Annotated in this window: 14 protein-coding genes; 10 read left to right on the top strand and 4 right to left on the bottom strand. The window is 38.9% G+C overall.

Annotated features, from left to right (window positions below; all coding sequences use genetic code 11):
- Positions 1-28: 28 nt before the first annotated feature.
- Entirely contained in the window at positions 29-514 is a 486-nt protein-coding gene (locus tag J4G36_RS13190) for a GNAT family N-acetyltransferase (RefSeq protein ID WP_210470869.1), read from the bottom strand.
- A gap of 178 nt (positions 515-692) precedes the next feature.
- Here J4G36_RS13190 and J4G36_RS13185 point away from each other — a divergent pair, with 178 nt between their 5' ends.
- The 5 genes from J4G36_RS13185 (at position 693) to J4G36_RS13165 (ending at position 4,170) form a co-directional block, all read left to right on the top strand.
- Positions 693-1,040: a hypothetical protein gene (locus J4G36_RS13185; protein WP_210470868.1), complete on the top strand. Its 348-nt coding sequence runs from the start codon at positions 693-695 to the stop codon at positions 1,038-1,040.
- 109 nt (positions 1,041-1,149) lie between these two features.
- Positions 1,150-1,941, top strand: a complete 792-nt coding sequence (locus tag J4G36_RS13180) for a helix-turn-helix domain-containing protein (protein WP_210470867.1) — start codon at positions 1,150-1,152, stop codon at positions 1,939-1,941.
- A gap of 81 nt (positions 1,942-2,022) precedes the next feature.
- Positions 2,023-2,895, top strand: coding sequence for a membrane protein insertase YidC (gene yidC, locus J4G36_RS13175; RefSeq protein WP_210470866.1), 873 nt, complete (start codon positions 2,023-2,025; stop codon positions 2,893-2,895).
- A gap of 54 nt (positions 2,896-2,949) precedes the next feature.
- A complete protein-coding gene (locus tag J4G36_RS13170) occupies positions 2,950-3,198 on the top strand; it encodes a hypothetical protein (protein WP_210470865.1) in 249 nt (82 codons plus the stop codon).
- A 90-nt stretch (positions 3,199-3,288) separates the two neighbouring features.
- The gene (locus J4G36_RS13165) at positions 3,289-4,170 is read left to right on the top strand and encodes a M15 family metallopeptidase (protein ID WP_210470864.1); all 882 of its coding nucleotides are present in this window, start codon (positions 3,289-3,291) and stop codon (positions 4,168-4,170) included.
- 45 nt (positions 4,171-4,215) lie between these two features.
- Here the strand turns inward: J4G36_RS13165 and cls are convergent, their stop codons facing one another.
- The gene (cls, locus tag J4G36_RS13160; RefSeq protein WP_210470863.1) at positions 4,216-5,667 is read right to left on the bottom strand and encodes a cardiolipin synthase; all 1,452 of its coding nucleotides are present in this window, start codon (positions 5,665-5,667) and stop codon (positions 4,216-4,218) included.
- A gap of 182 nt (positions 5,668-5,849) precedes the next feature.
- Here cls and J4G36_RS13155 point away from each other — a divergent pair, with 182 nt between their 5' ends.
- A complete protein-coding gene (locus J4G36_RS13155) occupies positions 5,850-7,238 on the top strand; it encodes an L-cystine transporter (protein WP_210470862.1) in 1,389 nt (462 codons plus the stop codon).
- Positions 7,239-7,406: 168 nt separating this feature from the next.
- Here J4G36_RS13155 and J4G36_RS13150 read toward each other — a convergent pair whose 3' ends face one another.
- Positions 7,407-8,651 (bottom strand): helix-turn-helix domain-containing protein, encoded by a 1,245-nt coding sequence (locus J4G36_RS13150; protein ID WP_210470861.1) that lies wholly within the window; start codon positions 8,649-8,651, stop codon positions 7,407-7,409.
- 111 nt (positions 8,652-8,762) lie between these two features.
- On the opposite strand from J4G36_RS13150, the gene J4G36_RS13145 reads away from it, so the two are divergent.
- Genes J4G36_RS13145 through J4G36_RS13135 form a run of 3 tightly spaced genes read left to right on the top strand, consistent with a single transcriptional unit; the run spans position 8,763 to position 12,192 of the window.
- On the top strand, positions 8,763-10,064 hold the full coding sequence (locus J4G36_RS13145; protein WP_210470860.1) for an MFS transporter: 1,302 nt from the start codon (positions 8,763-8,765) through the stop codon (positions 10,062-10,064).
- 15 nt (positions 10,065-10,079) lie between these two features.
- A complete protein-coding gene (locus J4G36_RS13140) occupies positions 10,080-11,351 on the top strand; it encodes a S41 family peptidase (protein ID WP_210470859.1) in 1,272 nt (423 codons plus the stop codon).
- Between the two features lie 4 nt (positions 11,352-11,355).
- Positions 11,356-12,192: a hypothetical protein gene (locus J4G36_RS13135; protein WP_210470858.1), complete on the top strand. Its 837-nt coding sequence runs from the start codon at positions 11,356-11,358 to the stop codon at positions 12,190-12,192.
- A gap of 37 nt (positions 12,193-12,229) precedes the next feature.
- Here the strand turns inward: J4G36_RS13135 and J4G36_RS13130 are convergent, their stop codons facing one another.
- The gene (locus J4G36_RS13130) at positions 12,230-13,390 is read right to left on the bottom strand and encodes an MFS transporter (RefSeq protein WP_210470857.1); all 1,161 of its coding nucleotides are present in this window, start codon (positions 13,388-13,390) and stop codon (positions 12,230-12,232) included.
- A gap of 294 nt (positions 13,391-13,684) precedes the next feature.
- Between J4G36_RS13130 and J4G36_RS13125 the strand changes: the two genes are divergently transcribed.
- Complete coding sequence (locus tag J4G36_RS13125) at positions 13,685-13,825, top strand: Lmo0850 family protein (RefSeq protein ID WP_210470856.1); 141 nt, start codon at positions 13,685-13,687, stop codon at positions 13,823-13,825.
- Positions 13,826-13,846: the final 21 nt, after the last annotated feature.

Raw genomic sequence — 13,846 nt, 5'->3', positions numbered from 1 at the left:
AACCGCATCCCTAAGGGAGCGGTTTTTCTTAATAATTTTTGCACGAATACACATATTGAGCAGTTTCCACCGGATGCCCCTCAAAAGTTTCATCGAAAACGTCTAGTAATTGAAAGCCCTGCTTTTCATAAAATGTGCGTGCATTTTCGTTATTGCCATCTACATACACGAATACTTGCGATGCAGATTTAAGTGTAGTAAGGGCATTATGAAATAACTTTTTGCCATAACCGCATTTTTGATGGGTTGGTAAAATATACATTGCCGTCAACTCAGCATCACCATCATTGTCAACCTTTGTTATATTTGCAAAGCCTATCGGAACGCCTTCACATTCGGCAACCAGCATCGCTGTTTTTTCCATTCGCATCATTAGCATCATATCCGAATAAGCACGTTCCAGAAAATTTGTTTGTAGCTCCTCGGGAATGATTCCGCAATACGTTTCACGCCATGTATCATGAACAATTCGTTGTATATGTTCGATATCGTTAGAAGTCATCGGTCGAATCATACCCTAGTCACCTCAGTATTTCTTTTTGTAATCATAACAAATAAACGCGCTAAAAACTACCTTAGAAATTCAAAGCGTATCAATTAGGTACAAGAAAAGTTTCTAAATACATCGATTCGGGTATACTTATAATATAACCTTATTACAAACTTTCGATAATTCAGGAGGAATGATTAATATGGCACGTAAAAAAAATACTTTTCTACTTGCGACACTTGCCGCGGGTGCTTATGCTTATTTTAGTAAAAAAGAAAATCGTGATAAAGCACAAGTCGCATTTAATAACATGAAAACTAAAGTGGATTCATTTATCGAGACTCAAAAAATGAACCGTGCAACAGATACCAAAGTTGGTCATTCAGATCCTTACGATACGCAAGATAACAAAATGGTAAGTGAAGGCGCGCAAACGAGCGTGCATTATTACAACCAAGAAGTTCAGGATAAGCATGAATCAGCAGAAGATTTAGATGGTCTTTACACTGAAAACCATAAACCACAACAAGATAACAAACAACCAGAATAAGTGAAAAGAGCGCGCCTTGCATGGGGTGCGCTTTTTCAAAAAGTGTTCAGATTGAATATTACAACTATTGTTAATCGAAGTTAAGAAAAACTTTTATCGAGAGGTGAGAATGGTGAGCGTAATGCTGGGTGAAATGCCTGTTTCAGTAACTAAATTCCATGATGAAATCGGGCAAAGTCGTTATTTCGAAATTGTAAAAGATTTTTTTGAAACGGAAGAAAAACTATTAAAACAGTTATATCGTTTTGAAAAACAAGAGGCTAAACATGCTGCGAAAAAAATGATTGGAATTGTTAAGAAAGCATCTGAGAAGGATCATGAGCAAATTGAAATAAAATACTATTTAATCGCGCTAACAGGTATTATTGCAAGATATATTCGTAAAGAGTATTCAGCACCAAAGAAAGCGTTATCATTTAATTCGACGAGTTTAATCTTAATCGAACAACGATTGGCAAAGGATAATGCAGAAAAATTAGCGGATGAATTAATCGAGTTTTTTATCTATATTGTTGCGGAAAGAAAACCCTCATTATTATTGCACCATACCGTGAACAAAGTAGTTCAATATATTGACAGTGAAGTAGAAGTACCCATGTCGGTTGAAGGACTATCCGCTATGTTTGATGTCAGTACAAGCCATTTATCAAGAATCTTTCGTGAACACACTGGAATTACCCTTGTTGAATATATCAATGTAAGAAAAGTTGAAAAGTCACAATACTATCTGCGTTTTTCAGATATGAAAATCTCGGATATCTCGGATAGATTTAACTTTTGCAATCAAAGCTACTTCACGCGTATATTCAAAAAGTATACTGGCGAAACACCACGAAGATTTCGCAACAACTTAGCCGGAGAATATTTTCATTGCACACTTCCATTAGAAGAGAAATCATAATTGACGTAGAATAATTGTATTCCTACGTCAATTTGTTGTATACTTTTCAGTAGTTTGAAATTAGTGAAGGTGAATCTATTGATGAAGAGATTTGGATTATTAACAATATTAATGACTGCAGCTATTTTTTTAAGTGGTTGTGCTGGAGTCGAAAACAAAGAAGGCAAGTTTTACGATCTTTTGGTCAAACCGATGGAATGGTTACTTCATTTTTTTAGTGGTCAATTTGGCGGTAGTTATGGTTTAGCGATTGTCGTTATTACCGTATTGATAAGACTAGTTCTTATGCCACTTATGCTTAGAAATTATAAGTCACAGCAAGAAATGAAAATAAAGATGGATGCGCTTCGACCAGAGATGGAAGATATCCAAAAGCAATTAAAAGAAGCGAAAGAAACAGGTAATAAAGAAGATCAAGCAAGATTACAGCAAGAAATGATGGGGCTTTATTCGAAGCACGGGGTAAATCCGCTCAATATGGGTTGTTTACCGCTTATACTTCAAATGCCAATCATTATGGGACTGTATTTCGCCATTCTATATTCACCAGAAGTAAAAGAGACTAAGTTTCTATGGTTTAACCTAGGCAGTCCAGATATGATTATGATGCTCATTGCGGGTGCAGTTTATTTTGTTCAAGCACGCGTTTCACTATGGACAATGCCTGATCAACAAAAACAGCAGATGAAAATGTTCATCTACTTATCACCAATCATGATTATGTTTATCTCTTTCAAGGCAGTAGCTGCACTTCCACTCTACTGGGCAGTCGGGGGAGTTTTACTTATTTTCCAAACTTACCTTGGACGAAAGTTGTACTATAAAGAACCAGCAGTACAACCAGCTGTAACTTCGGATAAGAGTGAACAGAAATCAGCTTCAAAAAAAGATTCCAACCCTCCAGCGAAAAAAGACGAACCAAAAGAAAAAGCACCAAAAAAAGATGAGAAATAAATAATGAATGAGGCCGAAGAGGAATCTTCGGCTTCTTTTTTGGGGGTTTTACGAATGAATATTAAAAGGGTGTTTGGAATTGGAATTGGTATCGCGATAATCGCTTCATTTTACTTTATTGTTCAGCTCAATTTGAACATGGCAGTTCTTTCAATGGTAGCATTGTTTGCATTAACGAATGGGTTGAGGTCAAAAACATTTCATGATCAAGGACTAGTACGCGAATCGAAATGGATGAAATGGGTTTCCCTCTTTTTTGTCGTTGCTTTTATCGTTTTGATAATTGTTTATAGAATTATCTAATTCGAGTGCTTGAGAAATCAGTTTAAGAGCGACTTGGCTAAGAAATGATGGTAAACTTAGGTGATATTGCGAAAAGGCAGGCTATATGAAATGAAGAGGAAAAAAAGTTATCAATATAGATCACAAAAGAATAAAAAAGGCAAAGTGTTACCCGTAACCCTTATTAGTCTAGGGATTATCGCAGCAGGGATAATTAGTTGGATTGGCCTAAATGATTGGGATTTAGAAAAGAGCTATAAGAAAATTGAACAAGTAATCTATCAAGATGCGAATGAATCTGAAGATGAAACAACTAAGCCTGCAAATACAGAAGAAAACGTTGAATCTGAAATTATAGATGAAAATAATGAAGTTGAAAAACCTGGAAAGGAAGCCCCAGAAGCTGAGAAACCAGAGGCAGAAACGCCTGAAAGAGACAATCGTAATTATATTGAAGGGCAAGAATTACCGAAAGAACCGACTTATATAAAAGACGTACTTATCGCAAATAAGCAATACCCCCTCCCAAGCACATATTCACCCGGGGAAAGTAAAGAGGCGAGAGAGGCTTTTAGTGAAATGGCAGCAGCCGCTAAATTAGATGGCTTTGAGCTAATTGCATTTAGCACCTATCGCTCCTATGATTACCAGACCGGTTTATACGAGCGTTATGTAGAACGCGATGGAAGTGAAGCTGCTGACCGCTACAGTGCACGACCAGGTTACTCTGAACATCAAACAGGTCTCGCTTTTGACATCGGCGAAGTGAATAACGAACAATACTTTGCATCAGCAAAATTCGGCGAAACAGAAGCCGGTAAATGGGTAGCCGCAAATGCCTACCGTTACGGTTTTATCATGCGATATCCAGAGGGCAAAGAAAAAATAACTGGCTACATGCACGAATCCTGGCATTTCCGCTATGTCGGAATCGACATAGCAAAAGAAATCTACAAGCAAAATATCACGCTTGAGGAATATCTAGAAATTTAATACACAATAAAAAGGACGCCCCTTCTTCATCGGGCGTCCTTTGTTTTATAAAATCGGAGAAATTAAATTCGCAATCGATTCTTTTATTTTTATCATTGTTGACCTTTCATTGTACTTATCTAACGTTAATTCCGTGGAAAGCAACATATCTTGTTCAAATAGTTCTGCAAGTTCATGTGATTTATCACGATCATAGATGAAAGCATTCACTTCAAAGTTCAATTTGAAACTTCGAACATCAATATTTGCGGTTCCGACAGTTGAAACTTCATCATCAATCACAATCTGTTTTGTATGAAGAAAACCATTTTCATAAATGTAAATCTTAGCGCCAGCTTTCAATAAATTCCCGACGTTGGCATATGTTGCCCAATAAACAAACATGTGGTCAGGTTTATTAGGAATCATAATTCGTACATCGACTCCCGACAAACAAGCGATTCGAAGAGCATCCACAAAACTGATATCCGGTATGAAATAGGGCGTTTGAATATAAATATACTTTTCGGCTCGGAAAATCATTTTTAAGTACCCATCTTTAATTTGTTCCCACTCAGAGTCAGGTCCACTTGAAACGATTTGCATGCTGACAGACCCTTTTTGAGGAATCGCTGGGAAGAAAGTATCGTTATATTCAATATCCTGATTCGCAGATGCTTGATTCCAATCTAGCAGGAATCTAGTTTGAAGTGGGTGAAGCGCACTTCCTTCAATTCGCAAATGCGTATCTCTCCAATATCCAAACTTCTTTTTTAGTCCTAGATATTCATCACCCACGTTAAAACCGCCAATATAGCCAATACGCCCGTCGATCACGACAATTTTTCGGTGATTTCGGTAATTTAGACGTGGGTTAATGAGCGGCAAAATTGAAGGGAAAAAAGCTTCGACATGGCCGCCGTGGCGGATCAATTCTCTGAAATGTCGTTTGTGAACGCCGCGTGAGCCCATGTCGTCATAGAGTAATCGCACTTGAACCCCTTGTTTTGCTTTTTGAATAAGCACATCCAATAGTCGTTTTCCCAATTTATCAAGTCTAACAATATAGTATTGGAAATGAATATGGTCCTTTGCATTTTCAAGGTCATCAATAAGTGCTGAAAATTTTGCTGCTCCGTCGTTGAAAACTTGGACGTCGTTATCTTGTGTTAACACGGCATCATTGTTTCGTAGATGAAGATTTATCATGTCTTTATGCTTCTCAGTTTCCTTATGTCGGAAATCGAGTGTATTATCTTCAATGGCTTCAATTTGATATTTGATGAGTTGGTCGATGCCGATTTTACTTCGACCCTCCCAACGAAAAAGGTGTTTATCTCGAAAGCGTCGTCCTAGCATTAGGTAGATAAAGAATCCAAAAAACGGAATAAAGAACAAGACCATTAACCAAGCCCATGTGGATGTGGCGTCACGACGTTCGAGAAAAATAAGAGCGATTGCAAGAAAGATGTTTAATACAAGTATTGCGGTGACCGTAAAACTTATGAAGTTCGTCATAAGCGCCTCCTCATTTAATGATTACATTCTATAGTATACCCGATGGAAAAAGGAAAGTTGTAAAATAAGAAGGACATCCTAACATTTTCGTTGATTTTAAATTAATTGTAATCCCTACTTGACTGATATGTATTACTGGTATAAAGTGTGGATTATAGTATTCTATTTTAGGAGGAAAAAAATTGTCTTCGCTATTTCTGATTATTAATATAGTAGGTCTTCTACTATTAGTTGGTTTCCTTTATACAATGCAACGTAAACATGTATCATTCTCCAAACGCGTATTTTCTGGGCTTGGCCTCGGGATTGCCTATGGTCTTATTTTACATTTTGCGTACGGAACAGATTCTGCTGTTCTACAAGAATCGATGCCTTGGTTTAATATAATCGGTGTCGGATACGTAAAGCTTCTTCAAATGATTGTCATGCCTTTGGTATTTATTTCGATACTTGCTGCTTTTACGAAAGTGACAATCGGGAAAGATTTTGGGAAAATGGCAGGAAGAGTTTTAGGAATGCTGATTGGAACGACTGCGATTGCCGCAATTATCGGTATCTCCGCAACGCTTCTATTCGGTCTTGACGCATCTGAAATTGTTCAAGGCGAAGCGGAACTGTCGCGCGGCGTTTCAATAGAGGAACGAGCTGGTGAGGTTGCTGATCGTCCGCTACCTGAGCAGCTGATTGATTTATTACCAGCCAATCCATTCCTTGATTTCACAGGCGCACGTCCGACATCAACAATTGGCGTTGTCATTTTCGCGGCGTTTCTAGGATTTGCTTATTTGGCAGTTTCACGAAAAGAACCTGAAAATGCAGCGACTGTCAAAAAAGGTATAGACGCCATCTATTCGCTAATCATGGGGATTGTACGAATCGTATTACGCTTAACTCCTTACGGGATATTAGCAATTATCGCCAGAACAGTAGCCACATCCGATTTTGGCGCAATCTACAGTTTGGGTAAATTCGTAATGGCTTCATACGCCGCGTTAGGCGTTATGTTCGGAATCCACTTGATTATTATCATGCTTTCAGGATTAAACCCAATCACTTACGTGAAGAAAGCCGGGGACGCATTACTATTCGCCTTCACATCTCGTTCAAGCGCGGGAACATTACCGCTAAACATTAACACGCAAACCAACCGTCTCGGTGTTCCAGACGGCATAGCGAACTTTTCCGGCGCATTCGGATTATCAATCGGCCAAAACGGTTGTGCGGGTATTTATCCGGCGATGCTTGCCGTGATGATTGCGCCTTCAGTCGGTCAACCAATCGATGCACAATTTCTAGTTACGTTAATAGTTATCGTCGCAATCAGTTCGTTCGGAGTAGCCGGTGTAGGTGGGGGAGCAACCTTCGCTGCAATACTCGTCTTATCCGCACTGAACTTACCTGTCGCTCTTGCAGGACTTCTGATTTCTGTCGAACCACTAATTGATATGGGACGTACAGCGGTAAACGTAAGTGGTTCGATGACAGCGGGCGTCACAACAGCACGCATGTCAGGCGAACTAGATACAGATATTTATAATGGAAATGTAGACGGCCAAACGGTCGAAGCATAAGAATTCGGCAAAACGACCAAAGCAGCTGTCGAAACGACCATAGGCTTGTTCTAAACGATTAAAGCAACAATCGAAACGACTAAACCCATTGTCGAAGCGACCATAGCAACCAATCAAACGACCAAAGCCACAAAATCATTCACATTAAATAAAAATCCGCAGACGACATCATTGTCGACTGCGGATTTTTTCATAGGTTTCATGAATGAAATCTTTAAAGGGTGAATCAGGCATCGGTGAAATATTGTCGTAAGCTAACTTGGCGTGTTCTAGAGCTTTATCTTGATTACCAAGCGCTAGATAAGATAGTGCCATATAAGCATCCGCTTCAAAAAGAGTGCCTAAATCGAACGGATGATGAAGGGGGGAAGGAATGTCCACTTTTTTTAGCGCGACAAGTGCAAGTTCATAACTTTTTAATCCGAATAAGGCCTTCCCTTTCTCAAGATGGAAGAACGAATAATGTATTTTTCCTAATTGATACTCAGCATAATAAAGTTCCAATAATCGCAAAGCATTTTCATAGTCTTTTTTAAAAGAATTTAGATATTCTATCTCGATGAATTTTGTGAACAAGATTGCTTCTTTGTCGTCAGCGAATTCCCCGTACAATGCAATCTTTTTAACATAGTATTTCATCTTTTCTTCATCGCGCATCATCATGGCGTGGTAAGTTGCAAGTTTATATAAATAATCTATCTGATAAAAAACTTGTTTTTCCCTTGAAAATGCAATCCCACTTTCCATAACTTTTAATGCTTCTTTTGAGTTGCCTACTGCAAATTGAAGGACTGCTTCTGTATAGTCAAAATCCAATCGGGTCGTCGGGTCAATAAATGAATTTTGAGCTTCAATTTCTGATCGTTTCAATAAAAGTATTTTGAGCGCGCCACTGTAATCACGTTCAGTAAATTTAACATTTGCATGGAATATAGCTACGCTAGCTCGTCTCGGTATGATATTCATCTGTTCATACATAAGAGCGGCTCTATCCGAATAGATTTTCCAGCCCTCTATATTTTCATGATGAAGCGTTCTGCTATATAACTCCAATAGGCGAGCCGCTTCGTAGCCGTGAGTCAATTTTGGAAGATAAGGTTGTATCAAAGTAATCAGTTGATCATGCTCGTCCGACAAATCCTCAAACTTGATATAATAAAGCTTTTCAGCTTTTACCAAAACCTCACGTAGTTCCTGACTACTTACTTCCTCCAACAACTCAGAAACTTCTACGCCAAGTCGCTTCGCTATATAGGTAAGGCTCTCCATTGAAGGATTCGCCTTATTGTTTTCAATCAAACTGAGCATGCCTTTTGTTAACTCACTTCCTGCTAATGCTTCCAATGTGAATTTCTGTTGTTTTCTAAACTTTCGAATCCGTTCACCTAATGTTTCGATGTGGCACACCTCCATGAATCTGAATATAGTTTAATTATATTAAACTTTCTCTTGAAATGAAAGGGTAAGCGTGTTATTATTTGTTTAATCTAATTAAACAATTGATTTTAGAATGGAGTGAATTTTATGAATGAAGCTTTAAAATTAAAACGTGCGACGCATAACCTTTGGACCTTTACGACGAGTAAAATAATTTCTTCCTTCGGCGCACAAGTTTACGCATTTGCGATTAGTTTTTATATTTTACAACTGACTGGATCCGCAACGAGCTTTGCGACAAATCTAATTTGTAATATCTTACCACGGGCATTAATTACGCCGTTTGTCGGCTATGTAGCAGATAGATACTCGCGGAAAATGATTGTAATTTTAGCTCAGATTGCGACAACGTTGGCAATAGGAGGACTATTAGCGGTGACGTTAACTTCTGGTCTTTCACTCATTGCTATTTATAGTACAACGGTTATTTTATCGATAACCTCTACATTTTCGGGCGTCGCTTTTACATCGTCTATTACAGGATTAGTCGATGAAGCAAGAATTCAAAGAGCGATGTCGTTAAATCAAATGTCGATTTCTTTTGCAGCAATCGGGAGTCCAGCGGTGGGAGGGCTTCTATACGGAACCGTTTCAATGCCTGTATTCCTGATCATGTACATGTCAGCATCGACCCTCGCAGTCATTTTGGAGTCGACAATGGATTTTAAGTTATACGCTAAACGTAAAGAAAAGGTTGAGGGTGAACCGAAAGAAACGATGGTACAAAGCATGAAAGCTGGTCTCGCGTATTTAAGATTACAACCGATCTTAATGGCCATCATTTGGGTGTCACTTTTTATTAACTTCTTGTTCGGTGCATTCATGGTGGGATATTCGTTCATTCTAATCGAAAAAATGAAAATGGTCGCACAGCATTTCGGACTTACTGAAGGTGCATTTGCAGTCGGAATGTTGCTGATGTCGATTTATTTGTCAGTAAGAAAAGAGATGAAATACCCTCTCTTAGTAGGGAAGTGGGGGATTATTACAATGGGCTTGATTATGGCTTCGATATCAGTCCCCTTAATCTTCACAATTTCGTATAATTGGATGTTTTTCTATTATGTCATGATTATGTTCATTTTCGGGTTGACGATGATACTCTCCAATACACCGATGCAAGTTATGATGCAAAAGATGATTGAAGATGATTATAAAGGGCGTGTATTTTCAATTCTTGAAACGATGGCGATTGGGCTGATGCCACTTGGAATGGTTATATACGGGTTTCTGTATGATATATTTCCAGCGCAGTGGATCCTCATCATCTCCAGTATATTATTGATTGGGGTCGTTCTCGTACTTGCAAGACCATCCGTCGTCCGTATGGCGCATCCAGAACTCGATAAATCTAGAGTGGTAAAAGTAGAAGCGATACAAGAACAATAGAATGGGGTGTTTTAAATGGAAAATATATTCAATGAAATTGTCCACATTATGAATCATGATTATGCAGGATGGAAAGACAAGAAAGGATGCGATCGACCAGCGCACTTCATTCAAACATTTAAAGGCAATCCTTCAATGACAAAACAAGACTTCAAGGAACTCGTTGAAGATTATTTACTGGATTTCAATGATAGCCACGTCTACTTTCTCTTGGAAAGTTCAACTAGCGAAAAGGCAAAAAGTCGCGGATTCAGAGTGCGTAGATATGAAGATGGTTTGTATGTGACAGAAGTGGATTCAGAAACGCAAGTAGAACTGGGTATGCGTTTTGTCTCGTTAGGCGGTCACACCATTCCAGAATTAAGAGAAAAGCATCATCGTTTATTAAATGAAAACCATGCAGAGAGAGAAAATTGGCTACCGATTCTATCGCTCTACGAGGAAGGCGAAGTCGAGGATACTAAAGGGACCCGGAAAACAATCAAGTTCAATTTATACGATAAAGTGCCCTATATACCCGAGTATTCCGTCAAGAAAATAAACGAAGATATCGTTGTCATTACAATGACCGACTTCGCGGATCCAGACGCCATTGTAAAAATGGTCGCTGATAATAAAGTTTTGCTTGATTCCACGGATAAATGGATGATCGACGTGCGCGTAAATAACGGGGGAAGCGATTCTAGTTATCAACCATTATTTGAATACTTGCTACCCGCGGAAGGTGTCGAGCTAGCTGATGAAGATGACGATATGTTATTTAATTGTACAGAAGATAATGCAACCCGCGTTATTGCGGATATAGACGAAGGTTTACAAGGTGTAGAAGATGAACAAGCGCGAGTATTCCTGAATGTCTTCCGCCGAGAGTGGGAGAGAAATAGGGGGAAAGGATTCGTTCAATTTAATTTTGAAGAAATCGTGCCAGATACATTCATAAAAGGTTCTAAACATCCAGCTTCAATCATCGTTTTGACAGATAATCGATGTGGGAGTTCAGGTGACTCTTTCGTGGAACTAGCCAAGAAATCAAACAAAATAACGGTTATCGGTCGTGCAACATTGGGGCTGAATGATTACGCAAATTTGGCGAGCAAGAAATGGCCTGAAGGATTTGAACTGATGTACCCAACCTCTCGCTTATCCCGTATAGACATAGGGAAGGGAATGACCAAGGTAGGCATTATACCTGAAATCTATATACCTTGGACACCTGAGCATATTTTCGTAGACAAAGACATGGAGAAAGCCATTGAACTATTAGAAACGAAAGTAGGTTTAAAATAAGCTTATGGATAATATCGAGATCGTAAATTTAGTACCTAAGTTTTTAACTTTTTACGAGAAAGCAAAGGCGGCAAATGGCGATATGGACTTAATCTTTAAGCTATGGGAAGAAAACTATAATTTTGCTGCGCTTCCGCCCGTTGAAGAGAGAAGTGAGATGGCACGAAAAATGCTTGAAGACGCGTGGAATCAATATGCATTAGCCATACCGCAACTAGAAGCATTCCAACCTGATGAACAAGCGGTTTCTAATTCAATGAAAGAATTGAAACGACTATTTGGATGTGATGAAAACATTTCAATTGCCGTTTTGTACTATGTAGGTGCCTTTGAAGGAAATGCATTCGTGGCTCCCTATAGCGATAACCGTTTAGCGCTTTGCTTATCAATCGAAACGGGCAGTTCCGATATTGCATTGGCACATGAAATGGCGCATATTGTTCATTCGAAAACGGCGAACTTATCGATGGAATGGGAACGCTCCATTGCATCAACAGTATTACAGGAAGGATTAGCAATGCGGGCTAGTCAGCAAATTATGCCGGGTTATCCTGATAAAGCTTATGCAGAATATAAATCAGGTTGGTTGGAAACTGCCGCATCAAAAGAAACCGCAATCTTAAACGGAATTCTACCGCATTTAGCAGATTCATCAACTGAAGCTCTCCAACAATTCATAATTGGAAAAGGTACTACTGGAATTGAGCGGGAAGCCTATTATGCTGGGTGGGTCCTTGTAGAATCACTCCTGAGTGAAGGGGTTTCATATCAAGAAATAGCCTCTATACCAGAAGATCGGATGCCAAACTATGTCAGACGGAATCTAGAAAAGCTCATATAAAAAAGGCGAAGTTCATTAAGAACTTCGCCTTTTTAAATTACGCATTTCGCAGTGATTTTTTCGAATTCCTATAAAGGAAGATTAACACAATCGAGATGACAGCTAGAATCGCGGAAATATAATAGATGTCGCCGTTCATCTTTGTGAAAAGCCATGTAAATAAAAGAGGACCGATTATACGCCCCATATTATCCATCGAATACGTCATCCCCGCAGCCGTTCCGTATTTTCCACCAGATTCTTTTGATGTCAATGAAACCAGTGCGGTCCGTGCCAATGCGTTTCCTGCGATGAACACGCTTAGTGAAAATCCGGCCCAAAAAAGATTCGTTGAAAAAGGTATCAGAATAAGTCCGATTGCCGTTACGATTTGAGCACCTAAAATCCATTGAGTCTCCATCCCGTTTTTTATTCTACGAACAACTCCGCCTTGAATCGCAGCGTCAACAAATCCACTGACCATAAACAGATACCCAATTTGGATTGGCGTGATTTCAATTTTTGAAATCTGGAATAGTTGAAATGTCGATTCAAGCCCCGCAAGAATTAATGTCACCATGAAGGACAGTAAGAACAAGTTTCTAATACGATACTGCCAAAACATCATGCCGCCTTTGGGCAATAATTGGCGCTTATTCGCTTCGCCAACTCGTTCTGGTTCTTTCAAGATAATTCCCGCATAAACAAGAAGGAGCAAGGTCAGAACGCCCGATGCAATGAAAGGCACTTGAAGATTGATGTCCCCAAGCACGCCGCCAATCGCAGGTCCGAAAATAAATCCTAGCCCAATTGACATTCCTAGGAAACCCATATACTTGTTGCGATTTTCTTCAGTCGTCATATCTCCAACAAAACCTGTAACCGCAGTATATAAAGCACCAGAGAATACACCGCCAACTACGCGCGAGGCATAAAGAAGGAAAATGTTATCAATGAAGAAAGCGAATAAAAAGAAGCTGAGACTAAAACCAAGTAGGCCAATTAATATCAACTTTTTACGTCCCGTTCGATCTGACAAGGCACCCCAAAGCGGCGCTGTGAAAAATGAAGCAAGCGCATAAATCGTTAGAAGCCCGCCGACATGTATCTCTGACAGATTTTGCTGAATAATAACTTCTGGCAGTATCGGAATAATAATACCAAACCCAAGATAAACAAAAAATTGTACAGACATTAATAATAGTATGGATTTTTTCATAACGCCAACCGCCTTCTGTAAAAATCAATACCGCAATTATACCTTTCAAAAAATGGGTATACAAAGAAAAGGGTTCAATATTTGGAGGTGATGAGAAAGTATTTAAAACAAAGTATAACTCCACAAAATTAAGCCTAAACTATGTTTTGTAACACAAATGAAAAACTTGAAGGGGTGCTTAGGTGGTATAATCAAATTAATGCTGACATGAATACCATATTTCTTATAAAATATGCAACTTTTAATACTTAATAACGTCTTAGTAAATATACATGAAAGGTCGAGGTGGATATTATGGCTAACGAAATGGATTTGAAACAAATTATCTCCAATCTGGCGAAATTAGGTGTTTCGGCTACGATAACAAAATCCCGATTAGAAATGCTGAAAGTCCTCGCACCGTCAGTACAAAATCCGCAAATTCAATCGAACTAACACAATAAAAGCTCCAGTGGA

The sequence above is a fragment of the Sporosarcina sp. 6E9 genome, assembly GCF_017921835.1.
GTDB lineage: Bacteria > Bacillota > Bacilli > Bacillales_A > Planococcaceae > Sporosarcina.
Note: the sequence above shows the minus strand (reverse complement) of the source record. Positions and strands in the feature narration are given on the sequence as shown.